The sequence below is a fragment of the Xanthocytophaga agilis genome (assembly GCF_030068605.1).
GTDB lineage: Bacteria > Bacteroidota > Bacteroidia > Cytophagales > 172606-1 > Xanthocytophaga > Xanthocytophaga agilis.
Genome location: NZ_JASJOU010000007.1, coordinates 91,468 through 115,985 on the forward strand (window position 1 = coordinate 91,468; position 24,518 = coordinate 115,985).

Genomic DNA, 24,518 nt, shown 5'->3' on the forward strand with positions numbered 1-24,518 from the left:
CCTGTAATCTTTTTTACAACTCACTCACCCATACATTCTCTGTAAACTTATGAGATACTGTAGTGGATTTTCCGTTGATATTCAGTACCATTGATTGATCGAATTCAATCTTTTCCACTAACGTAACTTTACTCGACAAATCCATTCCTATTTTGGTCAGGTATTGCAGAAAAGCATCTGAGGTATCTTCCATACCTACAATTTTGTATTGTAAACCTTCCTCTATGTGAGTCAGCTTTATTTTCTTTACCTTGGTAATCTTACCATGTTGGTCTGGAATGGGATCTCCATGCGGATCAAATTGGGGAAAGCCTAAAAACTCATCAAGCCGGATAATCAGTTGCTCAGATTCAATATGCTCCAGTTCTTCTGCCAGTTCATGGACTTCATCCCAGGCAAAACTTAGTTTTTCAACCAGAAATACTTCCCATAAACGATGTCGGCGAATCACCCGTAATGCCAGTCTTTCGCCTTCTTCTGTTAAACTAACACCTTGGTATTTTTTATAATCAACTAACTGGCGGTCCGACATTTTTTTGAGCATGTCAGATACCGATGACGGTTTAGTTTGGGTTAATTGAGCAATAGCGTTGGTGGTAGCGCCATTATCACCGGAAGCACAAAGCTTATAGATGATTTTTAGATAGTTTTCTTCTGTAAATGAAACCATTTGCTTCTGTTTTTCTTTGCAGAACTCTGATTAGTAACGGTATATAGGGTTCATTCCGCTTCGTCAGAACTCTGACAAAATTCTTGATAGCAAAGGTAGTCGAAATATATTTTATAATTAAAATTTAGACAAACCTAAAAAATTGTTTTGATAAATGCATTTTCTATTATAGATTTACTTAAAATTAGAAGCGCAATAAAACCATACATAAAAGTGAATACAAAAGTAAAAGAATTTCTTACCTCGGTATCTATGCCCCAAACCATTGCCTCCCAAACTGTTAATACAGTACAGACGTCGCAAGTGGACTCAATGGCATCAGAATGCATCACGATAGACGAAAGTAAAGGGTTCTGGAGTAAGCTAAAAGCTTTTATTGGTCCGGGATTATTGGTTGCAGTAGGATATATGGACCCGGGCAACTGGGCTACCGATATAGCAGGAGGTTCACAGTTTGGCTATTCTCTGCTTTCGGTCATAGGCCTTTCCAGTATTTTTGCTATGATTTTGCAATATCTGGCTCTTAAATTAGGTATTGTAACAGGTCATGACTTAGCTCAGGCCTGCCGGGAATCCTATTCCAAAGGTGTTACGATATTTTTGTGGGTGCTATGTGAGATTGCTATTATTGCGACCGACCTTGCGGAGATCATTGGTGCAGCACTGGCAATTAACCTGCTTTTTAATATTCCTCTTAGTATTGGAGTACTGATCACGATAGCGGATGTGATGCTTTTACTATTATTGCAGCACAAAGGTTTTCAGGCATTGGAACGTACAGTAGGTGGGATCATCTTTATTATCATCCTATGCTTTGGTTACGAGATTTTACTTTCACAGCCAGATATTGCTCAATTAAGTAAAGGATTTATACCAAGTGCACAGATTGTAACAAATCCTAGTATGCTGTATATCGCAATAGGTATTCTGGGAGCTACAGTAATGCCACACAATTTATATCTACACTCCAGTGTAGCCAAAATGCGTAAGTTTTCAGATACAGAAAAAGGAAAAAAGGAAGCCATTCGTTTCGCGAGTATTGACTCAACAGGATCCCTTTTTATTGCCTTTCTGATCAATGCATCTATTCTGATTGTAGCGGCAGCAGCATTTCACTTTTCTGGTAATCACACTGTAGCGGATATTGGAGATGCTTATCATTTGCTTGATCCGTTATTAGGAGCCAAATGGGCAGCTATTGTATTTGGTATTGCGTTGCTAGCAAGTGGATTAAATGCTACACTCACAGGAACATTGGCTGGACAGATTGTAATGGAAGGTTTTCTGAACCTGCGTCTGAAGCCATGGCTACGTCGCTTAGTAACCAGAGGGATTGCGATTATTCCTGCCTTGTGGGTAGCATTCCTTTATGGAGAAAGAGGCACTGCACAACTATTGGTTTTCAGTCAGGTGGTATTGTCACTTCAGTTGAGCTTTGCAGTGGTTCCGTTGGTTATATTTACCAGTAGCAAAGCAAAGATGGGAAAATTTGTTAATAGCCCGCTATTAACCACTATCACATGGATTGTAGCCTCTATCATTATCGTATTAAACCTATACCTGTTGTTTCAGGTATTGTTTGAAATATAACTATGCCGCGTAGCTTACTACAGCTTTTTTGAATCTATGCGTTTCTTGATGCCTGAGCAGTTGCACATACGTGCAACTGCTTTTTTGTTTAGGTGTATCTATTTTGCAAAGGCCACCTGAATAGTAGTAACTTCCCGTACCCAGCGGGCATGTTTCTTCTCTCCTGGCACGACCAACCGATAAGGCCCTTCACCTGTTGCCAGTGGCTTACCATCGGCTTCAAAAACCAGAAACACAGACGCAGTAGTAAACTCGCTATCTAGTTCAGGTAGTGAAAATAAAGCTTCATATCCATCTGCTGCTTTTACCAGAACATACTTAACCAGGTTTTTCCCCCGTAGTTGAGCCCCTACTGTAACCTGAGCCGCCTTCAGTATCTCGCCCAAAGGTACACCTATAAACTTTCTTTCTTTGTCCCCCTTGTCCTTGGCTTTGACTTCTGTTACAGGCATTTTACGCAGGTCTTCGGTAGTCAATTGCAGAGACTTGCCAACTTCCCCTTCAATTTTTAAAGCTACTTGCCCTGTTGCTGATTTAGTAGTAGCGGGGGGTGTTTGTGCCATTACAGACACTAGCACAAAATTTACCAGAAGAGTCATTACAGACGAAATAAGAAGTATGTTCTTCATGGAGCTTTTCAAAAGTTAGAGGAAAGAACAGGAAAGTCATAACTCCTTTCGCAGGCATCTGACTTGATATTACGAATTATTGATAACCAGATTAATAAAATACCTGTGGATTAAAATTGTGGTATCTTTTATGTCTGACATACTTCTGCTATCATGTCGATAATCATTCCATTAATATGTGATCAAACATACTACATCTCTGTATAAAGGATAATAATCCCGTCGTTATTTCCTTGCAAATATACCGATTAATTTATATTCTCCTTTACGAATTGGATGAGAGGTAGATACCCTGTCAATCCGCCTATTTTTCTTCTTTCAGAACACACAAACTTTTAGGATTGCCTCTTCAGATTCACACTGAAGGAATAGCAAAAATATTTTTCAAAAAACACTATAACTTCCTGACAATGAAGTCTGAGCGTTATTCTGATATTTTTGGATGCTAGGTTGGATTCAGGTATATTTAAGGTAAATAATTCACTCAATAAACGACTAACTATTTACAATCTATATGCCTCGTTATCACACTAATACAACCGCTATTCGCAAATACAAATCTGAATATTATGGACTACTAGTTTATGAAGCCCGCCTGAACCATCAACTGTTCCGAATGGCACAACGTATCAAAGCCATTCAAAAAGATGAGGAACAATCTCTTGCCAACCAAGCACTGCTGACAAGTCTATTGGCTCACACGACCCAGCAAAAAGCAGAACTGGAAGCAAAACCAGCTTCTAAAGAAAGAGACAAGCAACTCAAAAAAGCAGAAAAAGAGTATAAAGAAGCCAATGTCAGTTACAAACGCAATGAATACCATTTGGCTGTGCTGGAAAAGAAAAAAGACAAGGATAACGCAGCTAAGTATGTGTTGAAAGAGATGAAACGCGATCAGGTACGTATTCGCATCAAGGCAGCCTATGATATCTGGAAAAAGCTTGAACAGGCAGAGCAATACAAGTTTATAGACTTTGAACTATTCAAGGCATTACACTTTGTGAAGCTCATAAAGCAGATCTCTGCTCAAACTACTACCCTATCTCAAACAATTCAGTCCGTAGAGAAACCTATCTCTCTGACCAGAACTTCATCCTCTATACCTGAAAATATATCACATATTACCATTCAGACATATACCCGTCCACAAAATTCCCCCAACATTCTTACTCAATCAGATCCTTTATTCAGAATCTGTAAAAAACCAACCTCTCATAAAACAAGGCTTTGCTCTTATATGAAAGCATTCATTTCCTATCCATCATATGTTCACTACCGAAATAGTGGGTTAAAAATCCATCAGATCTGATTTACTCTGATTCTTAGAAAAGGATTAGTTGTCTGTAGAAGGAGCATTCTGCAAAAAGTTATTCTTAGGCTCTTTGTCCTTCTTAAATTCCAGTTTGCCAAACTTGTAAGTAAGACTGATACCAAAGGATCGATAGGGAACCTGCACAATTGTCGTGGAGACATAGTTTTCGGTTACTACGGTTGTGACCTGACGTATATATCTCGTGAATGGATTGGTAGCAGTCAGACCAAAGCTAGCATTCTTATGATGAAACTGTTTGCGTATAGCAAGATTATATGTAAGCTGTTGAGGCCTTTTTCCCTGAATCGTATTGATAGCAGACGAAAAGTTTCCAAATCCTTCCATCACCAGATCCCAGGGCAACTGGTAAATGACATTTAGATTAAGACGATAGTTAACTCCATTCGCTACCTGATTGGAAAGCAACGTATTCACCACACGCTTTTGGGTAACTATTGCATTGCCTCTTACACTTAGCTGAGTAGTCAATGGCAACTGTCCGGAAATACTTATACCAGAATTATACTCAATTCCAATATTTTGTCTTTTAGTTATTGAAACGTTCTGGTATGTAGAATCTCCTATTACGTATTCAGGGTAGAAAGTAGTATAAGGCTTAATATCATTGGTATTTATTCGTTCAATCAACGCAATATACAAGCTACCACCATTCTTGAATGGTTTATTATATCCCAATTCTATATTGTTGCCAATTTCAGGTTTTAACAACGGATTGCCAGTAGTGATATTATAGGGATCACTCAAATTCATAAATGGGTTGATTTCACGATAATCAGCTCTCTCAATCCTGCGGGTAAAGGCTAATTTGATATACTGGTCACCTTTAAAATTGTGTGACAACACAATGGAAGGAACCAGATTATTGTAAGAAGGAATAGATGTATTGGGAAAATCAATTGTTACATCTGTATGCTCAAACCGTAAACCCGTCTTTACATTCAAATAATGGAATAACGAAAAAGTACCAGACAAATATCCTGCATAAATTTTCATACTGTAATTCAATAGATACGACTGAGAAGAGTCAGCTGTATATTGATTCAGGGAAGGAGAAAATACCAATACATCTGCCTGACTGTTAATATCCTGCAGGACTGTCTTTACTCCGGTTTCAAGTGTCAAGTCTGTTGTAAGAGGATGCGAATAATCAATGGACAAATTTGTCTGTTTATTATTTCCTGGTGTATGACCCGAGCTACCTGAATAAGGTATATTCTCAGCCAGATACTGTTGTGTCTGACTGTAGTTATTTTGAGGTTTTCCAAAACTGGAACTATAGAGTACATTCAGTTCCTGTCCATCATTCCTGAGCTTTTTACTGTAGCTCAGACTCCATTCAAGAGCTCCTACAGATCCTTTACTGGTCGCATTACGCAGAATATTCTCAGAAGAAAGAAGTGATCCGTTAGTATTAAAAACAGACTCATTTAGTTGAGTAGTACCTCTGCTTTCACTACCAAAATCAGTATAACCTATGGAACCGATGAGATTATCTTTTTTAGTAGGACTCCAATCAAATCCGATTCCTGATTGATAACCACTTCGTTGAAAATCCTGATAACCTTTTTGCAGTAACTGTGTTGTTTGCTCAGTATCTCCTTTTGAGAAGCGATTTTGTGAACTAGGGGTTCTGGAACTAAGCTGTTTATTTCCACTAACAAAGGTGTTGATTCCAAAATTGTTTTTTCTAAAATTCAGATTAACTGATCCATTTTCGAGTCGGGTACCAGCTGTCAAGCTGATTGTTCCATTCATTCCCTGCAAGTGATTTTCTTTTAGTACAATATTAATAATTCCACCAGTACCTTGGGCATCATACCTGGCTCCAGGGCTGGTCAACACCTCAATAGTCTGAATCTGACTGGCAGGAATAGAAGCAAGCGCATCCGTAAGACTGTTTCCAAAAATAGTAGAAGGCTTTCCATTAATCAGAAACCGTACATTTGGGTTACCTTGTAACTCCACATTGCCATCAATATCTACGGAAACCTGAGGTACCTTTCTCAAAACATCAAGAGCAACACCACCCTGCGAAGTGATATCATTTGCTGCATTGTAAACAATCTTATCAATCTTATTCTCTACGATGGCTTTTTTTCCTACTACTGTGACTTCATTGAGCACATTTACAGAGGGAGTCAGTTGAATGGTTTGCAAATCTTTGCCTGTCGTATTCAGCACGATATCTTTTACTACTGCTTTTTGATATCCAATAAAATCGACACTAAGCATGAATGTACCTGTAGTAGGAACAGTTACTTCAAAATCGCCTGTAGTTCCTGTTACAGTGCCATTTACTACCTTATTGGTTAGTTGATCAGTAAGTGCAACTGCTGCAAACTCTACAGGAAGGTTATTGGAAGCGTCAACTATCTTTCCTTTTATCTTCAGATTTGACTTATTCTGACTATATGCGTTTGCATAGATCAAACAAAACAAAAACAAAGTATATAAAAATGATTTCATATCAGAATGAATAATAAGGTGTATTTCTGGAAAATAGCTTTTTAGCTGGACAGTGCTCAAAGCTGGCATACAATTCTGTAGTTTTTTTGGAGAGTGGGGGTCTTCAAACTAATTTTACTAGAGAAATGCTATATATCTGTTTTTACAACTTTTCCATTCGTAAATACATACACTTCATAATAATGCTTATTCACACCAAACACTTCTTCAATCAATACTTTGTCGGCCTCCTTACTCAACCGCGATGCCACAACCCTTTGACTAGCAGGTAAGTCTTCAAAATTAATTTTAGTTTCAAATTCGATTCCTTCCTCATACTCAAATTCAAGAGTGAAAGTACCTTCCTTCCATTGTACTTGTGTTTGAACGCCATCAGATAAGGGTGTCAGGCTTATTTGTGTATGATTGGTATCAATTAGTCGATTGGTGGCCCCTGTCAGCAGGGATATTCCGGAAATAATCATGGCACCATACCCAAGTCGCTTAAACCAGTTATCATTGATTTTAGGTAAAAGCCATTTCATTGCCCAGGAAGAGCCAATAGCTGCACCCCCAATCAAGATGCCCAGTAAAAACACATCATGGGTAAGCAAACCAAAAGAAGCATAGAGAAAAATCTTAATCAGATGCAGTAAAAGCTCGTTAGCAGCACGTGTTGCCAGAATCTGCTCTTTCGTCAATCCATATCGCAGGTAAAACCGATTAAACAATAATCCTACAGCACCTGTAAGGCCAGAAACAAAACCAGCAGCAGCTCCAATGAGTGACAAATAAAAAACAGGCAGAGGCCTTTGAGCTATTGATTCCTTTTTTGATTTAAAAAGCATTGGCAGATTTCCCACCAGAAATAATCCCAGAATTAGTTCCAGATACAATGGATTCAGGTATTTAAGCAACCAAGCTCCAAGCCACACAGCAGGCAAGGCAGCAGGCACAAACCAGGCAACAATCTTCCATTGAATATGGGACTTAAACACTGCCATGCGAGATACAGAACTTGCAGCAGTCCCGATAGATAACGTAGCAGGAACATTAGCAGCAGGTAATATCGTTTTTAGCAAAGGAATTAAAAGCAGACCCGCCCCTCCGCCACAAACTGCAGAAAGTGAAAAAGCAAGCATTGCACAGATTACTAGCCATAAGGCGGAAATAAACATATTGTGTTTGAGTAACCGTTTATAAATAGTTTCACAGATGTAGCTGTCAATAGACCAATGATTAATCTAGTTACTCACTGATTTCAAAGTCAGAGTAGAAGATTACATATAAAGGCTTATATGACAGATAAATCACTCAAACTTAGAAGACAATTCTGTAGATTTTTGGGATAATTGAGCAATTGTTATCAAGGCATACAGAAAAATAATCCATGCAAACAGAATAAAGAGAATGTAGCTTTATTCAATAAGAAGAAAGAATAGAACAATGTTACTAAAGAAAATGAAACCGGGATAAAGTATACCTATGCGAAGATCATCTATGATATCTGGAAAAGACTTGAGCAAGACCTCAAAAAGACAACACTTTACCAGGAATATTTACAAAACTCCAAATAAAGGACCAGTAATATCTTTTAAAAAGTATGCTTTAATATCTTACTAGTTTTTCTCTTTACATTTACATTCAGAAGTCTGTAACTTGGCACTTTCCTGACAAATCTTTTTTACAACCTTTATGCTTTCAGAGTCACAACTTTCGTAGCTTTCTATTGCTGCATTATTTTTCAAAACCTCACATTTCTCACATTTGTTACAAGCTGTAAAACATAAAAAAGAGGCAAAAAGTACGATATATTTCATTATTGAGATTACGTTTGAGAAACATCTTAGCAAATATCACATTCTGTTCTAAAAAAACTATATTATTTTCCCCAACTTCCCCACATAAGTAACTCTATATTACAAAATAAACTATCCTAAAGAACATACTGATAAATACATAATCTGACACTTTATCTGGGCAAAAACTATGACAAAAGAACAATTTACTATATTCTGGTCGTCAACTTTTCCTGATACACTTCCAATTTCTCATTATTTTAAATACGATTATTCTGACAGATGGTTTAGAATTCATAGTCTGCCAGAATCCAAACGATATGCAGATAATGAAGAAGAATGGAATATTTTACTTCACAGACAGAATACTATTATCAGTGATTTGCTTGGGGGAAGGTAATCCGGTATTACTTATAACAGGAGACTATATAGAGAAAGGAACTACCAGCTATATACTGGAAGAAACGGAAGTTTTAAAACCATATAACTTTACATGGCTTGATGATATAGACTTTCACAAGATTGATCCAGCAAATTATCAACCTAATCAAGTCTACAAACCTGCTTTGGCAGAAACAGTTTGGCAATCTGGCCGACACAACACATTACTTCAGGCTATTGCCAATGATGAAATGAGAGCATTTTTTATTTCTATTGAAAGAACCAGTATGGTTGCGCCTTATGATGGAGGAATGGATTTTATCCTAAAAGATATCCAAACCAGGGATTCTTATAAACTAAAATACAAAGCTTGGTTGTCTAAAAGACAAGATGGTTTTTAACGAAAGAATATAAAATATGTTCATATCCTTTCGTTATTCTTATTTTTCTTTTATCACCCAACAATCTCACTCATAAAAGTGATAGCTTCAGGAGAGTGTAGCATAGCAGTTGAATCCAGCGTCATTTGGGCTGCTTCAGAGGCTCTGGTGCACATCTGTTTTTCGTACTGTGCTATAGCAGCCTGAAGGTCGGGAAACTTCTCACTGGTAAGGCATTCACTCAACTCCAACGCATCCAGCATGGCCATATTTACTCCTTCTCCGGCATAAGGAGGCATTAGATGGGCTGCATCTCCCAGCATAGTCAGATTGGATAGAGCCTCCCAGCTTTGGTCTAATGGCATACAATATTGCGGGCGAGGAATAAATACCGAAGCATTGACAAATAACTCTTCCCATACACTATCCCAACCCGCAAACTCTTGTTTAAACCAGGCAAGCACCTGTGCCTTATCTTTAAAATCAATACCACTCTCACGTATCCAAAACTCATCTGTCTTGCAGCCTGTATAAAATGCCAGACTCCCATCCCCTTTTGAACTTACGATTAGCGTTTTATCATCTCCAAACGCAAATATCTTTCCACCTTTTAGTAATTCATGAACGCCTGGTGCAGCAGTTTCTGAGTCATATACATAACCTTCTACAATAGTGATACCTGAGTAAAAAGGTTTGATAGAGGTGATTACCGGACGAATCTTGGAATTGGCTCCATCTGCGGCGATCACAATGTCAGCATAGGCAGATACACCATTATGAAACATCAGTTTCCAGCCACTCTCTTCAGGTGTCATAGAAGCAAAATGACTATCCCAAACTACTGTATCTGGCTGTAAGGATTCAAGCAGAATCTTTCGCAAAGGACCGCGGTCTATTTCAGGTCGGGATTCATTATGATCAGTGAGTGAATGTTGGTCAGCCAGAATAACGGCATGTTTATCTATAATGCGTACCTTATCTGCCCCCGGACGATAGTTTGCCTGAAACGCATCCATTAATCCGGCTTTTTCCAGAGCTTTCAATCCAGACTCTTCATGCAAATCCAGTGTAGCCCCCTGTACACGAGCCTCTTTGTTAAGATCCCGTTCGTATACTTTTACATCAGCTCCTTTTTTTTGTAAAAGTCTGGCTAAGGTTAATCCTCCGGGACCTCCGCCAACAATAGCAATTTTTTTGTTTTCTATCAGCATGATTGAAAATCGTTTAATCATTTAACTGATACAAAACTACTTCTGCTTCAAAACAGAAAATTGAATAAATCGGTCGTTTTTGTTTTGCTTCAACTCTTTTGGGGTAGCACCTGAATATTTTTTCACTTCCCGGATAAAATGAGCCTGATCTGCAAAGTTTTGTTCCGGAAATAACTTGCCATGTGTAATTTGTGGAAACGAGGCTCTGAACCGGAGAATGGTGCAGTATGTTTTTAATGGAAGTCCAAACTGTTGAGAGAAATAGCGATTGATTTGTCGGCTACTCCAATGTACAGTATCGGAAATCTCCTGAATAGTCACGGCTCCCATCGTAGAATACACCATTTCAAACAACTTGCGTTTACGGCTATCTACATCGGGCTTGAGTGCTTTTAGCATTTTAAGGGTTGCTTTTGTACAAAATGCATCAAAATCGGTAAGATCATTGGCAGCTATTCCCCAAAAATTATCTGGTAATACAAGTCTTTCATTCAACAATGAGGATACTGAATTATCAAGCAGATACTCCACAGCAAGCAAATTAAAGCTAATGGCAAACATAACCGAATGGGGTGCAATGCTACTACAGGCAGGTTCGCTATCCAGTCCTGCCAGCATCACATGATAAGGTTCCGTAGCCGAAATTGAAAAGCACAAATCAATTCGTCCATCGGGTACTACAACCACTTCCTTTTCTTCATCAAAAGGATTAGCCAGCATCCAGAAACTTTCCACAAAATCGGCAAGTTCCGGAATGGGTTTATGTACTTTGTAAGCAACTACATTCATGGGATGAAAAATACATATTTTCATCCATACCATCTACAATACCTCTTTGAAAGCACCTTGCACCTGCCTTACCTGAACCTGATGCTGATTTGTACGTTCTTGCTCCAGTTCCTCTATTCGTTGTAGGTATTCGCTTTCCCGACGGCGTACATCCTCCTGAATCGCATATAACTCTTCCATATTCTGACGAACCTCTTCCTCCTGTGATTGCAACGCTTCTTTTTGCTGCAAGGTCATCTCTAACAGATTCCGTGTTTGTATATTTTTATTTTCATTCGAAACATGTAAGCCCAGATTTGTACAAACACGTTCCAGAAACTGAATATGATGCGCAGGAATAATCTGCAAAGAAGCAACCTCCAGAACGCCTACTACCTCTTCGTCTACTTTCATGGGTACAATCAGGATATTTTTCGGAGTAGCCTCTCCTAAACCTGAAGTAATGGCTATATAATCATGCGGAATCTCCTGCAGATAGATAGTCTCTTTTTCAAGCACAACCTGTCCAGCCAGACCTTCCCCTATCTCTATTCGTTTGTTAATATATTTCTTGCGATTATAGGCATAACACGCCTGTATACTTAAATGTAGATCCTGTGGATTGGTAGAATCAACCAAAGAAATACATCCCTGATTGGTTTGCGTGTATTTAATAATAAAGCTTATTACCTGATCAAGAAGTATTGAAAAATTCTCATTCCTGGATCGTAATATCTCATTAACCTGTGTAATACCTGTGTTACCCCAATTCCGTTTATTTTCTTCTTCTGAAATAGTTTTCAGACTTTGTCGCATTGTCGCCAATGCAGTACCTAATTCACCTGAATTATTAAACACACTTACATTGGAATCAAACTTTCCATTACCAACCTCAGTTGCAAAACCCTTAATATTGGATAAGTTATCGACCAATGTATGCAAGGCTTGATTCATTTCGCCAATTTCATCTGTGTATTGAGAATCTGTTATCTGCATTAAATTACCAAGAGATAACTCAGATAAGACATCTTTTGCTTTAAGAATGGGTTCAGAAAGAAGTTTGGCAGTTCGGAATCCGATTCCTCCCATCACACATAAACTTGCAATCAATATACCCACAATTAATAGTTTGTTAAAAGAAACAATACCATTGGCACTGGCATTTTGTTTTTCTGAGTTATCAGATATTAATGCACTTAGGACACTCATTTTTTCAGCCAACAGATCAAAAGAAGCATTAAAAGCTATCAATCCTGCAGCAATTTGAACACTATCCTTCTGAAAAGTAAATGCTATCAATTGTTCGGACTGTACAATATATTTATTCAGTGCAGGCAGGACTTCATGTACAGCAATTTTGACTGAATCATTGATGTCTAGTTCAGATAATACCTCCAAGCTTTTCTGAAAGCTTGCTTTATGCTCATTAAACTCAGTTCTGAACGCCTTTTGTGCGACTTCCCCTTTATCTTCAAGTAACAAGGCTTTGTAGACATCTGCACGTAAAGCATCGTGCATCATATCTGCATTCATCTGATTATAGATAGCACTGGTATTTGTAATAAGCTGCTGCTGAGAATTATCCAATAGTATAAGTGCCCTATAGCAGAAAATACCGGACAAAACAAAGAAAAACATGTTTAACCCTATAATAGACAGGATCTTATGCTTAATTTTTAAATTATTAAAAATACTCATATACCTTTCTCAGAATAAACTGTGGTAAATACAAACTGCAATGAAATAGTAGATTTGAGTTAGACATTATTTTTTAAAACGCCAGGAGCAGCCTACTCCAATAAAAGAATCCGGAGCAGCGGGAGTTAACCCAAAGCCTCCAGAAATATCCAGTTGACAATCATTAGTAACCAGGTAGGTAAACCCTCCATCAAATCTGTGATCAGCAGGTTGATTTTTAGTAATAAAACCATAGCCCTCAATATACATACCCCACTTTTCAGAGAGGCTTCTTCCCAAAGTTAATGTATAGATATGTGTTGGAATGGTAGTAACAGCATTCCATTCAGAACCAATATTATAAGACAAACTAGATTTGTCAGAAAGTGTATGGCTCATCGTAAATCTATAGCGAGGCACAAAAGTATTTACCTGGTTTTCAGGGCATTTAAAAGCAGGCAAATCAACATGACAAATAAGAGAAGTTTTGGGTATGAGTCCACTCTCTTCACAAATATGCAACTTCATACCTAAGGCCACAGGGCTAAAAGAAGCCTCGCGTTCATGTACACTAGTCTCTCTCTTATAAATAGAATTACAACCCATATACTCGACAATGAGTCGAAACTCGGCATATTCAGATAATCCGTATTTAATCAATGAAGTATTATAAGTGATATTTTGAATTCGAGAGGTATCTGATTTATCAAACTCATACTGAAATCCTGATTCAATCTGAAACATCCCTTTGGGAACAATAGAAGGACATTCTGTCTGATCCGGGCGATCTGTAGCAATTGATTCCTGGCCACTGACCGAGCCTATACAAACTAAAAAAATTCCTGTAGCAATAATTCCAATTTGATGTTTTATGAAGTTCATAAAACCGTTGCATTTTAATTCGTTATCACCTGTTCCTCAGAGATAATCATATCTCCTTTTTAAAAATGCAAGTGGTAATAAACACCTTATAGCGTTAAAATATACCTGATTTCAGTTTGTAAATTTAGATACAAGCTATAGACAGAACAAAACACTTTGAAGACCACAAAACACTTCGTAAGATTCACAAACACAACACATTGATTATCAATAGACAAACAATCTAAAAACCATCTTTTTTCCACTTATCATATAATAAACCGCTTTCAATTGCCCTATACAAAAGAAGGAATAAAATAAAGACCAATAGATTTATACCACATTTTCCACAAAAGCAGTTAACACAAAAGTGTAATTTAAACCATTAATTATCAGGCAACTGAATATAACAATAGACATGTATGAAATTTATAAAAACCATCACAATAGAAGAGGAAAACAGAAAACCGCAAAAAATCTTGAGGTTTAAATGATAAGATTCAAAGTTCATTTTATTTAAATCTCAAGATGAAACCAATATTTTTATAGATACACTATCTAAACTTGTAGTAGTTACTCCTTATAAAGATGTCTTACAGATAGAAACCAGAGGCTGCAGACCTGGTTATAGAATAGAATTTCTTTATCTCTAACTCTCATCTGTATGGCAAATCCTGCTAAAACCAAACCTGTTTTGCAGCTAGGTATGACATTTCTTATTATTGGATCTGTACTGCTTGCTTGTGAAAAAAGTGCTGTTACCCCGTCAGAGTCTTCCTCTGCCCGTTCAACAGATAGCACAGATACATCGGCTACAACAAAAGATTCTATGTGTCATAAAAGAGATTCAATCCACCATGACTCTTTGTTTCATCATCCTCATGGTGATAGCCTGCACCATTTTCATGAAGACAGCTTACACCACTTCCATCCAGATAGCTTACATCATCCGGATACTACAGGGATACCACATGACAGTGCACATCACCATCCTCATCATCATGGAAAACACTAGCAGGTATTTCAGTAGTTAGTACACCTGTTAGCGTCATCTACTTTAAAGTGGAGAAATAAAAGGTACAATAAAGGCCTAAGATATGGTTAGTAACCATACCTTAGGCCTTTTCCTACTAAGAAGAATCTCTCACAATCTAGGATCTATGGGTTCGCTTTCCAAAGCTAGTACTCCAAAGACACATTGGTGCACAGTACGCAGGGACTGACGTTCTACAAACTTTTCCAAGGCTTCCATACCCAGTGCAAATTCCCGTAAAGCAAGGGACCTTTTACCTCCCAGACTTCTGGATTTCAAACGTGTAATATTGGTAAAAGACGAATATTCAGGTCCATAGATAATACGCAAATACTCACTTCCCCGGCATTTGATAGCAGGTTGTACCAGACCTTTTTCGTTAGTGACAATAAACTCCATTGGCTTTACGACAAAACCTTCTCCTCCTGCATAGGTTAGTTGTTCCCACCATACAATTGCCTCCTGGATCTCTGCTTCATTCTGAAGATCCACTACTTTATAAGGAGTTTTAAAGAGTAGCTGAGGATCACCATCACATAATTCTGCCAGAGTATCCATATGCCAGCGATGTGTTTTGTCAGTATGAACTTTACCTTCAGTAGCCAGCAAATGAAAAGGAGCCAGTTTATAATCATCCAGGCTGGAAACCGGCCAGCAATAGTGACGATAGGCTGTTACAAACTTTTCAGCCATTTTCTGGCGTTCGGTATAACTTTTCAGCAAGTGCTCTACTTCCAGTCCTCTCCCCTTTGCCTGGGCCAAGACAGTGTTTACCATAGGTAATGCATGTGTTGCCGCAGCTCCTACAGCTGCATACTGATTTTGTAACAATGCCTGCGCTTTGGCCGACCAAGGCATTAATTCACAATCCAATAACACCCAGTTGGTTTCAAACTTATCCCAGAATCCGGTTTTATCACAGGCAACTTTAATACGCTCTAAAAAGGCTTGTTCCAATACACTATCTGTGAAAAAGCTACGTCCTGTACGGGTATAACAGACACCTATTCCTTCACCAGAAACTCCAAACCGTTTCAGAGCCGTTTCCTCATCCCGACAAAGAACGACAATAGCTCTCGACCCCATGTGCTTCTCTTCACAAACTACAGTAGTTACTCCCTGATCGGAATAATACTTGAATGCCTCTGATGGATATTCCAGCAAATCAGGCAGTTTACTAGTTTCTGTAGGAGACATAGTGGGTGGCAGGTAAATCAACCACTTAGGATTGATGGCAAAGCGACTCATTACCTCCAATGCGGCCATGGCATTCTGCTCACGAATGGTCACACTATGGTGCAAACGCGTATGTATAATCTGTTTGCCAATTACATCATCTATGTCCAACACAACATCAGCAGGATTGTGGTTGTCTGTATTACCAGTTCCTTCAAAATCCAGTGGACGAGTAGACTGCGCATATATTTCTTTAGCCTTTACAGCTACCAATTCTTTCTCCGGGTAACGTAGTGCAGTAAGCTTTCCACCAAATACACAGCCTGTATCAATATCAATCGTATTGTTCTGCCACTGTGCTTCTACCACAGGGGTATGTCCATACACTACCATAGCCTTGCCTCGGTATTCAGCAGCCCAATTGATACGCACAGGCAAACCAAATTCATCGATCTCTCCAGTAGTTTCTCCATATAAACAGAATTCACGAACAGCCCCTGACCCACGTCCCTGCATTTCTTCTTTTAAGCCCGCATGAGCTACTACCAACCGGCCATCATCCACCACAAAATGGCTGATGAGTCCATCCAGAAATACTTTTACTTCTTCCAAAAACTCCTGAGATACAGAAGCAAGTTGCTCTACAGTACGGTCTAATCCATGTTTAAGCTGTACGTTTCTACCGTTGAGGTATTTCAGTAGCTTCACATCATGGTTTCCTGGCACACACAATGCCTTATCTTCTTTGACCATCTGCATGACCAATCGCAATACATCAGGGCTGTTTGGTCCGCGATCTACCAGATCACCCACAAAAAAGGCTTTACGCCCAACAGGTGGGGTAACTGAAAAGGGATTTGTGGTATCAAACTGATAGCCCAGCTTTTCCAGCAGTTCTTTCAATTCATCAAAACACCCGTGTACATCTCCAATGATATCGAATGGTCCTGTTTCGTATTTTCTATTATTGTACAGTGGTTGTCGTACAATGGATTCTACGGCATTTACTTCTGCTTCTGAATCCAGAATATATTGCTGACGAAAGCCTTCGCTCTTCAAGGTTTTCAGCGACTTTTTCAGATTCTGATTATGTTGACGCACCACATGGCTGCCAAACTGGCGATCCGGACGCTGGTTATTGCGAGCCAGACAAACGGAATCCGGAAGATTAAATACGATAGCTACTACCAATGCATGATACTCTCTGGCAATCTGCATGAGTGCCTTACGCGATTCAGGTTGTACGTTGGTAGCATCCACAACGGTAAGCAGACCATTCTTTAGCCGTTTGCGAATGATATAGTGTACCAGCTCAAATGCATCTTTGGTAGCTGCCTGGTTATTTTCGTCATCAGAAACGATACCCCGACAGGTATCAGATGAAACGATTTCGGTTGGTTTAAAAAATTTTCGGGCAAAGGATGATTTGCCGGAGCCGGTGGAACCGATTAATACAACTAAGGAAAATTCTGGAATTTTTATCTGCATATTGTTTTCATGTTCTATAGTATAAATTGGGTTGCAAGGAGTTAGTTTAATTTACTTCCTTCTTCTGGCAATGTAGGAGATTCAGGTTCCTATGTTTTTTCCATTATACAATACATATCTCTTCCTACCGCATGTTACTTTCTTTAGGCAAGCAAAGAAAGTAACCAAAGAAAAGGCACTTTTTCCCGATCCTTCCCCTCACAAGGCCAAAGGCCAGCCTCGCGGGAAAAAGACTCCCTACGCACCTATACGCCCACTCACGATTAAAGTGAACACAACGCTCTTTGTAATAGTTTTTCTAGAATTTTATAAGACAATATATCTCTTCTTCAACTTTTCTCTTTCCCATCCTTTCTTTAGAATCTTGTAGCAAAGAGAGTGATCGTTTTTTGAGTAAAATATAAAGTTGGAATTCTTTTCTCTACAGTTTCTGATTACTCAGGTATGAAATCCATATTAATTTACTATCGATTCGTAGGTTGGTACAGGGATTTGGAGTTCGTTGGCTAGTTGTATCCACTTTTCAGGGGTAGTTAGGGTTTGTTGTAGGGTTTGATCGTTCAGGCTACCTTTTCGAGCTGAAAAGATTAGCGAACTGTAAAATAGCTGATGGGTTATCCGGTTTACATTTTCCCTATGTTCATGTTCCAATGCCACAGCTTTTTGCTGAATACTATTCAACATCTCTGGTGTTTTCACTAATAGAGAGGCAATCCACTTATCCATTTTCTGCACAAAGTCTGTTACATCTTCACGTGGTGAATTTCGGAAAGGCTCCAGTTCTTCTTCGATTTTCCTAAACGTAAAACCTGACCATGTTTTGTGCTGCAAGACAGGCAATTGCCATTTGTAACGTTCTACGTCCCAATAATCACGGGAAGCAGGTACTGAATAAATTTTAAACTCTGGCAACAAAATTCCGGTGAGTCTCATGCCATGGCAAGCACCTGTATCTATGCCATATACATTAGTAGGCCATATGTGTGCTTCTTCGCCCACTACATGATGACCAAAGATAATGGGTTTGCTACCTGTATAAAACTCAGGCCAGTACTGTTCTGTACCATAACATTTGGTCAGGTGTTTTTCTCCTGCGGTAGAAGCACATAACACTTCCTGCTTTTGCTCTTCTAGCGGAATACCATTTTCAAATCCACCATGCACTACAATTGCTTCTGGTATTTCATAATAATAATCCAACTGCTCTGCCCAATCCAGAAACTCCTGATACCGGTCGCCAAACTGTAGCTTTACAATCTCCTGTCCGTAATGTAGTACTTTGTTCAGATGTTTTCGTTCATGATTGCCCATGACTACTTTGCTGTTAGGCCTGTTCCGAAAGAAGTCATACACTTTTACAGAATCCGGACCACGATCAATGATATCTCCTACTGCCACAATCTGATCTTCGTCTGTGATACCTGCGATTTTTATCAATTGGAGTAACTCTTCGTAACAACCATGTATATCTCCAATAATTAAATGTTGTTTCATATATATACTGTACTCTTAAAAATTAAAATTCTGATGGTAAGAGATTTCTAAATCTCTCCTCCTATTTCGGCCAGCAAATTATACATTGCCTCACTCTGTGTACCTGCAAAACCAGTTCCGCTATCCTCGTCAATCATTGTTAGTATAGAGTGATTTATCAGATGAAAGTTTGCCTTTATACCTGTCCATACGTGAGGTGCATCCAGCCACAAGGGTTGTATAAGTAAACCTTTCTCATCAAAAAAGGTCAGATCATCAATCTCAAAGAATACATACTCTGAACTCAATGTCAGTTCCTGCAATACAAATGTGGTCAGGAAAGCAGATAAACGTTCATGTACAAGTTTGGTTTCACTCTTATCCTTTTTCAGTTGCTGGTGGTTCACATATATAGCCGGATCTGCCTGATATATTTCTGTTTCACAAGTCCAGCAACCCTGGTTCTCCACCAGAAATACCACGCGGTCTTCATAAAAACGCAGTTCATCTACATCCAGCAGATAATCTTGTTTTTGAAATTTATGTAATATATCCGGCTTACTTTTCGCAATCTGATATACTCTTTTGAGTATATCTGGCAAAGCTTCCGGCAACTGGTTTATTGGAAACAGATCATCTTCTGTGATACTCAGCCATTGCATAGCAAAAGGCATTAATTGCTGAAAAGGATTTTGCAGAGAGATAAGCTGATTGCTTTTAGTATACATTGTGTCTACCTTCGAGTCTGTTTTTTGCCTCTTGTATAAATTGTTTTAGAAAACCTGGTATCTTACTTAGCCGTTTTATTAGTATGTAGATAATAAATCCGAGGATAAGCAGGTTGATAACCACCCAGATATTCATTCCTACCGAGATACCTTTTTGAAAATCGTTCATACTTTCCCAACTCCAGTACTCTCCCTTACTCTCCATATATGAATCATCATAATCCATCATCGCCACTCCAAAGAATATGCCTACGAATAGATCAAAGAGGACAACAACGAGTCCTACAAAAATTTTATTCCGGGTAATCATACCATTTATCTTGATTAGTGTATAGGAAGAAACATGAAATACGCTGTATAGTATTTCTTATAGAATAGTGGTCTATAAAGAATATTGAATCAGGAAAAACTTTTAGTATTACAAATTTTAAACTTTTCGCTTAAACACCACACCTTGTGAAGAGGCGCCAACCTGTTCGTCTACTTCTCCCACTGTAAAGAGTTCAGCTTCATAGCCAAAAACGTCTGTTATGTGTTGGGTCCATGTCTCAAACTCAGTCCGTGTCCACTCGAAGCGGTGGTCTTCATGGCGAAACTTCCCTTCAATCAGTGTTTCGTATTTCTGATTGTATTCAGCATTGGGAGTTGTGAGTAGTACAAGCTTAGGTCGGGCAAATCCAAATACAGATTGTTCCAATGCCTGAAGGCGATTCAAATCCAGGTGTTCAATTACCTCTACTAAAGCCGCTGCGTCAAACCCTTGCAAGCGTTTGTCCTTATAGGTCAGAGAGCCTTGAATCAGAGAAATACGCTGACGAACATGGGCTGGCAATCGGTCAAAACGGAGTCTTTCTGCTGCTATCTCCAGGCTACGATGGGACACATCCATTCCCAGAATTTCTTCAAACTGATTTTCTCTCAATAGCAATTGCAGGAGTTTTCCTTCTCCACATCCCAGATCAAGCACCCGTTTGCTATTGGAAGCCACTAGTTTTTCAAATACTGTCTGCAATCGTTGGTAATGCAGAGATACACGTTTTTGCTTCACTACCTTTACGACTTCGTTTTCTTCTTCCATCTCTTCCTCTTCGTCGGGTAGTTCTTCCCTCATCAAGACTTCAAAAGCCTGTCGGGTCAGATGGTGAATGTTTTTGAGGTATCGTTTGGTAATGAGTTCCTTTTCAGGATGCGCAGATAACCAGTCTTTCCCTTTATCCATCAGCTTTTCAATCTCCTGCTTGTTCACAAAATAATGTTTGTCATTATCCAGAACAGGCATTAGTACATACAAATGTGAAAGCAGATCCTTCAGACGCAGGGTATGTTGCAACTTCAAAAGAAAATACTTACTGTCGCCCCATTCAGGTACTGTTGCATCCAGAAGATAGTTTTCCAGTTCCAGTGTATAGCCAAGAGGTTCGAATAATCGGCGAATCAGTGTCTCACCTCCTCTGACAGAAGCTACAGCCAACGTAACTTCCAGTGGAAACTTCACATCCACCAGTTCGGGTTTGTCCCGACAGGTTCCATTCATGGCTGTACTAAAACCAGTTGCTAATGCCACACTCATAAACGAAGATGCAACATAGGGCCGATCATTGACATAATGTGATAAAGCAAAGCTATCATTTGCCTTTCCGCGTATCAATTCAATCGGATCAATATCAAGTAACAAGGCTACCGTACAACGTTCTTCTGTTGCTTCCGGATAAAAAATGTGGGCTTTTCCAACAGCCAGATCTACAGACTGTAACTTTTGAGGATGTTTATAAAGCAAATATCCCAGATCCGTTGCCGGGGAATGGGTGGTGGTAATTGTTAAAAGCATGATTTATCTTATTTCATAGTTGTTTTTCATGAAAAGTAGTAACTCTCATGAAGTCAGTTCTCGCAATATAGGACTTTTATATGGTTCTTAAAACAGTGTAAAACTGTTATATGATCATAGAAAACCTGCTCTATGTAATCCCATCTATCGAAAACCCACTATTACTTTTCTATAAAATACAGACAAACAAACACATACTTAATACAAACTAGCACTATTAATCAACTTGTAAAAAAGATATTATCTCTACCCGGTTAATGCAAAAAACCCTCAAAGCTGGTAGGAAAACAACTTTGAGGGCCTCTTATTTTTATAAGCTGATTGAAAAAAATTGGGGTATTCAATAGTGAATGTTACAGATAATTCAGACTAAAAAGAAGCTGATATATTATTCACTTCTTCTGTCATAAACTCTCCCCACTCTTGTCTCAGAATAATATACGGAAAACAAGACCAAATAGATTTGTGTTTTGTAAAATTCGTGACATTATTTTCATAATAAGCCTCTTTTATTCAAGCTGAGGCATTTATAAACCCAATCGTAAGCATTCTTCGCATTTATATACAGCATATCCAGTGTTTGTGCTATAACTTATGTATATTCAACCCATTTATAACCTTACTTTGTATTGGTAGTTAATACCCTATGTCTAAAGAATTACTAACATCAGGCCATTCAGTTTCTAATGGAACCGATAAAGATCCTCTTCAGGAATACTATTATCTGATTAGTCAGGCTCCATTTGAAGTTGCAATTCTGCGCGGAAGAGACTTTGTGATTGAGATGGCTAATGATGCAGCACTAGCAGTCTGGAACAGATCAAGAGAAGAAGTAATCGGACTTCCAATCCTCACGGCATTGGCGCATATCAATATTCACGTATTTTATAACATCCTCACTGAAGTATACATAACAGGAAATCCGTTTACTGCCAGTGAAATGCCATTCACTATCACCCAGAATAACCACACAGAAACCCAGTATGTGTCATTTTCGTATACTCCCATGCGTGATCTGAATGGGAATGTGTTTGCGATACTTTGTAGTGGTAGTAATGTGACAGAACTCGTTACTGAACGGCAAAAGAGAGAAGCTAAAGAACAGCAGATACATCAGGAAAGACAAAATTTTTATAAACTCCTGATGCAGTCGCCAGGAATCATGGGTGTACTAAAAGGTCCCGAACACAGATTTGAGCTAGCTAATACATTATTACAACAGGTAGTTGGGTTTAACAGAGATGTTTTGGGAAAAACTATTCGGGAGGCAGTACCCGAATTGGAGGCACAAGGTTTTGTTCAATTGCTGGATCAGGTTTATCAGACCGGAAAACCCGTAGTAGGCGAGGAACAACTGGTACAACTGGACAAACAGGGAAACGGTGAATTGGAAGATCGGTTCTTCAATTTTGTGTATCAGCCAATAAAAGATGAGGAAGGTCTATCAGAAGGCATTCTGGTACATGCAGTGGATGTTACGGAACAGGTAAGAACCCGAAAGGTGATAGAAGAAAGTGAACAACGCTTTCGTACGTTGATAGAAAATGCCAAAGATATCATTACACTGAATGATGCCAGAGGGTACTATACCTATGTTAGCCCGGCAATCAAATCCGTTATGGGTTATACAGAAGAAGAACTACTGGGAAAACCCTGGTTTCATTTCATTCATCCTGATCATATTCCTACACTCATTGCTGACAACTATCTGTTACGGCAACCAGGTCATTCGCTAACTTATCAACTTCGTTTTCAGCACAAAGATACCACATGGCATTGGGTAGAAACACAGATTACCAACATGACACATATTCCTTATATAGGAGCCTATGTGTGCAATTTTCAGGATATTACCTTACAAAGAAATGCACAGGAATTTCTGGAACAAAGCGAAGAACGTCTTCGTCAACTGGCGAATCTGGTACCACAAATTATCTGGACTGCGGCCACAGATGGAACAGTAGACTACTTCAATGATCGATGGTATGAATTCACCGGTTTTGAGCCTGATTCAACAGGAACTAGTTGGATTAACATTCTACATCCGGATGATGTTGAGCATTGCCTGGCTGCCTGGAAATATTCTATACAAACAGGACATTTCTATCAGGTAGAATATCGTTTTAAAGATCGGATACAGGGTGGATATCGTTGGTTTTTGGGTAAGGCCTTACCTATCAAAGATGCAGAAGGCACCATAATTCGTTGGTTTGGTTCCTGTACAGATATTGATGATCAAAAACAATGGACAGAAGAATTGGAGCGCCTGGTACAATTACGTACCGAAGAACTACAACGTTCCAATGACGACCTTCAGCAATTTGCCCACGTAACAAGCCATGATCTGAAAGAACCTTTGCGGAAAATAAGAGTATTCAACAGTTTGCTGATCAAAGAACTTGGAGATAATCTGTCTGATCAGGCAAAGTTATATCTTCAGAAGATGACCAGCGCTTCAGAACGAATGGACAGCATGATTACAGGAGTATTAAACTATTCAGGTTTGAATCAGTTAGAGCACACGCAGAGTGAAATTGATCTTAATCAGATATTGAAGGCAATTGAAAACGACCTGGAAGTAGTTATTTCTCAGAAAAATGCAGTTATTCATTATAGTAATCTCCCTGCTGTACAAGGATATGGAGTGTTATTACATCAGTTGTTTTATAATTTACTGAATAATGCTCTTAAATTTTCCAGGAAGGACACACCTCCCCAAATTGTTATACGATCACAGTATCTCTCACCAGATAAAATGGTCTCATTTTTACGTAGTGAATGTAAGGATATAATTGTACCAGACTCTGATCAGGAATATTATGTAATTGAAATAGAAGACAATGGAATTGGTTTTGAACCAAGTGAAGCCAAACAAATATTCAGAACATTTGCCCGCCTTCATTCACGAGATCAATATGAAGGCACTGGCCTGGGGCTAGCCCTCTGCAAGAAGATTGTTGAAAGACACAACGGCTTTATTACCGCCAATGGAAAATCAGGTCAGGGAGCAGTATTTTATATTTTCCTGCCTTTAGAAAGACGTTAGAA

19 protein-coding genes are annotated in these 24,518 nt (G+C 38.8%); 6 read left to right on the plus strand and 13 right to left on the minus strand.

Annotation, left to right across the window (positions count from 1 at the left end):
- Positions 1-13: 13 nt before the first annotated feature.
- Positions 14-670, minus strand: a complete 657-nt coding sequence (locus QNI22_RS20125; RefSeq protein ID WP_313989475.1) for a metal-dependent transcriptional regulator — start codon at positions 668-670, stop codon at positions 14-16.
- Between the two features lie 312 nt (positions 671-982).
- Between QNI22_RS20125 and QNI22_RS20130 the strand changes: the two genes are divergently transcribed.
- Complete coding sequence (locus tag QNI22_RS20130; protein WP_390904958.1) at positions 983-2,260, plus strand: Nramp family divalent metal transporter; 1,278 nt, start codon at positions 983-985, stop codon at positions 2,258-2,260.
- A gap of 98 nt (positions 2,261-2,358) precedes the next feature.
- Here QNI22_RS20130 and QNI22_RS20135 read toward each other — a convergent pair whose 3' ends face one another.
- Positions 2,359-2,889, minus strand: a complete 531-nt coding sequence (locus QNI22_RS20135) for a molybdopterin-dependent oxidoreductase (protein ID WP_314513423.1) — start codon at positions 2,887-2,889, stop codon at positions 2,359-2,361.
- A 514-nt stretch (positions 2,890-3,403) separates the two neighbouring features.
- Between QNI22_RS20135 and QNI22_RS20140 the strand changes: the two genes are divergently transcribed.
- The gene (locus tag QNI22_RS20140) at positions 3,404-4,198 is read left to right on the plus strand and encodes a hypothetical protein (RefSeq protein WP_314513425.1); all 795 of its coding nucleotides are present in this window, start codon (positions 3,404-3,406) and stop codon (positions 4,196-4,198) included.
- 24 nt (positions 4,199-4,222) lie between these two features.
- Here QNI22_RS20140 and QNI22_RS20145 read toward each other — a convergent pair whose 3' ends face one another.
- Both QNI22_RS20145 and QNI22_RS20150 read right to left on the minus strand, forming a co-directional pair.
- On the minus strand, positions 4,223-6,688 hold the full coding sequence (locus QNI22_RS20145; RefSeq protein ID WP_314513427.1) for a TonB-dependent receptor: 2,466 nt from the start codon (positions 6,686-6,688) through the stop codon (positions 4,223-4,225).
- A 128-nt stretch (positions 6,689-6,816) separates the two neighbouring features.
- Positions 6,817-7,845 (minus strand): sulfite exporter TauE/SafE family protein, encoded by a 1,029-nt coding sequence (locus tag QNI22_RS20150; RefSeq protein WP_314513429.1) that lies wholly within the window; start codon positions 7,843-7,845, stop codon positions 6,817-6,819.
- An 811-nt stretch (positions 7,846-8,656) separates the two neighbouring features.
- On the opposite strand from QNI22_RS20150, the gene QNI22_RS20155 reads away from it, so the two are divergent.
- Complete coding sequence (locus tag QNI22_RS20155) at positions 8,657-8,866, plus strand: DUF3885 domain-containing protein (RefSeq protein WP_314513432.1); 210 nt, start codon at positions 8,657-8,659, stop codon at positions 8,864-8,866.
- A complete protein-coding gene (locus QNI22_RS20160) occupies positions 8,844-9,248 on the plus strand; it encodes a DUF3885 domain-containing protein (protein ID WP_314513433.1) in 405 nt (134 codons plus the stop codon). The genes QNI22_RS20155 and QNI22_RS20160 overlap by 23 nt, the downstream gene beginning before the upstream one ends.
- A gap of 53 nt (positions 9,249-9,301) precedes the next feature.
- Here QNI22_RS20160 and QNI22_RS20165 read toward each other — a convergent pair whose 3' ends face one another.
- The 4 genes from QNI22_RS20165 to QNI22_RS20180 form a co-directional block, all read right to left on the minus strand.
- Positions 9,302-10,438 carry an FAD-dependent oxidoreductase gene (locus tag QNI22_RS20165; protein ID WP_314513434.1) on the minus strand — a complete coding sequence of 379 codons (1,137 nt, stop codon included), beginning with the start codon at positions 10,436-10,438 and terminating at the stop codon, positions 9,302-9,304.
- Between the two features lie 36 nt (positions 10,439-10,474).
- Positions 10,475-11,227 carry a helix-turn-helix domain-containing protein gene (locus QNI22_RS20170; protein ID WP_314513436.1) on the minus strand — a complete coding sequence of 251 codons (753 nt, stop codon included), beginning with the start codon at positions 11,225-11,227 and terminating at the stop codon, positions 10,475-10,477.
- Positions 11,228-11,260: 33 nt separating this feature from the next.
- Positions 11,261-12,844, minus strand: coding sequence for a GAF domain-containing protein (locus QNI22_RS20175; RefSeq protein ID WP_314513438.1), 1,584 nt, complete (start codon positions 12,842-12,844; stop codon positions 11,261-11,263).
- Positions 12,845-12,970: 126 nt separating this feature from the next.
- Positions 12,971-13,765 (minus strand): transporter, encoded by a 795-nt coding sequence (locus tag QNI22_RS20180; protein WP_314513440.1) that lies wholly within the window; start codon positions 13,763-13,765, stop codon positions 12,971-12,973.
- Between the two features lie 643 nt (positions 13,766-14,408).
- Between QNI22_RS20180 and QNI22_RS20185 the strand changes: the two genes are divergently transcribed.
- Positions 14,409-14,759 carry a hypothetical protein gene (locus tag QNI22_RS20185; protein WP_314513442.1) on the plus strand — a complete coding sequence of 117 codons (351 nt, stop codon included), beginning with the start codon at positions 14,409-14,411 and terminating at the stop codon, positions 14,757-14,759.
- 129 nt (positions 14,760-14,888) lie between these two features.
- Here QNI22_RS20185 and QNI22_RS20190 read toward each other — a convergent pair whose 3' ends face one another.
- From QNI22_RS20190 to QNI22_RS20210, 5 genes are all read right to left on the minus strand, one after another.
- Positions 14,889-17,441: a polynucleotide kinase-phosphatase gene (locus QNI22_RS20190; protein WP_314513443.1), complete on the minus strand. Its 2,553-nt coding sequence runs from the start codon at positions 17,439-17,441 to the stop codon at positions 14,889-14,891.
- 456 nt (positions 17,442-17,897) lie between these two features.
- Positions 17,898-18,935, minus strand: coding sequence for a metallophosphoesterase (locus QNI22_RS20195; RefSeq protein WP_314513444.1), 1,038 nt, complete (start codon positions 18,933-18,935; stop codon positions 17,898-17,900).
- 47 nt (positions 18,936-18,982) lie between these two features.
- Complete coding sequence (locus QNI22_RS20200) at positions 18,983-19,642, minus strand: hypothetical protein (RefSeq protein WP_314513445.1); 660 nt, start codon at positions 19,640-19,642, stop codon at positions 18,983-18,985.
- Positions 19,632-19,952, minus strand: coding sequence for a hypothetical protein (locus QNI22_RS20205; protein ID WP_314513447.1), 321 nt, complete (start codon positions 19,950-19,952; stop codon positions 19,632-19,634). Before QNI22_RS20205 ends, QNI22_RS20200 begins: the two co-directional genes overlap by 11 nt.
- Positions 19,953-20,069: 117 nt before the next feature.
- A complete protein-coding gene (locus QNI22_RS20210; protein ID WP_314513448.1) occupies positions 20,070-21,470 on the minus strand; it encodes a 3' terminal RNA ribose 2'-O-methyltransferase Hen1 in 1,401 nt (466 codons plus the stop codon).
- Between the two features lie 646 nt (positions 21,471-22,116).
- Here QNI22_RS20210 and QNI22_RS20215 point away from each other — a divergent pair.
- On the plus strand, positions 22,117-24,516 hold the full coding sequence (locus tag QNI22_RS20215) for a PAS domain S-box protein (RefSeq protein ID WP_314513449.1): 2,400 nt from the start codon (positions 22,117-22,119) through the stop codon (positions 24,514-24,516).
- Positions 24,517-24,518 lie beyond the last annotated feature (2 nt).

Excerpts from the sequence above, each read along its gene's own strand:
- QNI22_RS20125 (WP_313989475.1), bottom strand. The coding sequence starts at position 670 with ATGGTTTCATTTACAGAAGAAAACTATCTAAAAATCATCTATAAGCTT.
- QNI22_RS20130 (WP_390904958.1), top strand. The coding sequence starts at position 983 with ATGGCATCAGAATGCATCACGATAGACGAAAGTAAAGGGTTCTGGAGT.
- QNI22_RS20135 (WP_314513423.1), bottom strand. The coding sequence starts at position 2,889 with ATGAAGAACATACTTCTTATTTCGTCTGTAATGACTCTTCTGGTAAAT.
- QNI22_RS20140 (WP_314513425.1), top strand. The coding sequence starts at position 3,404 with ATGCCTCGTTATCACACTAATACAACCGCTATTCGCAAATACAAATCT.
- QNI22_RS20145 (WP_314513427.1), bottom strand. The coding sequence starts at position 6,688 with ATGAAATCATTTTTATATACTTTGTTTTTGTTTTGTTTGATCTATGCA.
- QNI22_RS20150 (WP_314513429.1), bottom strand. The coding sequence starts at position 7,845 with ATGTTTATTTCCGCCTTATGGCTAGTAATCTGTGCAATGCTTGCTTTT.
- QNI22_RS20155 (WP_314513432.1), top strand. The coding sequence starts at position 8,657 with ATGACAAAAGAACAATTTACTATATTCTGGTCGTCAACTTTTCCTGAT.
- QNI22_RS20165 (WP_314513434.1), bottom strand. The coding sequence starts at position 10,438 with ATGCTGATAGAAAACAAAAAAATTGCTATTGTTGGCGGAGGTCCCGGA.
- QNI22_RS20170 (WP_314513436.1), bottom strand. The coding sequence starts at position 11,227 with ATGAATGTAGTTGCTTACAAAGTACATAAACCCATTCCGGAACTTGCC.
- QNI22_RS20175 (WP_314513438.1), bottom strand. The coding sequence starts at position 12,844 with ATGTTTTTCTTTGTTTTGTCCGGTATTTTCTGCTATAGGGCACTTATA.
- QNI22_RS20180 (WP_314513440.1), bottom strand. The coding sequence starts at position 13,765 with ATGAACTTCATAAAACATCAAATTGGAATTATTGCTACAGGAATTTTT.
- QNI22_RS20185 (WP_314513442.1), top strand. The coding sequence starts at position 14,409 with ATGGCAAATCCTGCTAAAACCAAACCTGTTTTGCAGCTAGGTATGACA.
- QNI22_RS20190 (WP_314513443.1), bottom strand. The coding sequence starts at position 17,441 with ATGCAGATAAAAATTCCAGAATTTTCCTTAGTTGTATTAATCGGTTCC.
- QNI22_RS20195 (WP_314513444.1), bottom strand. The coding sequence starts at position 18,935 with ATGAAACAACATTTAATTATTGGAGATATACATGGTTGTTACGAAGAG.
- QNI22_RS20200 (WP_314513445.1), bottom strand. The coding sequence starts at position 19,642 with ATGTATACTAAAAGCAATCAGCTTATCTCTCTGCAAAATCCTTTTCAG.
- QNI22_RS20205 (WP_314513447.1), bottom strand. The coding sequence starts at position 19,952 with ATGATTACCCGGAATAAAATTTTTGTAGGACTCGTTGTTGTCCTCTTT.
- QNI22_RS20210 (WP_314513448.1), bottom strand. The coding sequence starts at position 21,470 with ATGCTTTTAACAATTACCACCACCCATTCCCCGGCAACGGATCTGGGA.
- QNI22_RS20215 (WP_314513449.1), top strand. The coding sequence starts at position 22,117 with ATGTCTAAAGAATTACTAACATCAGGCCATTCAGTTTCTAATGGAACC.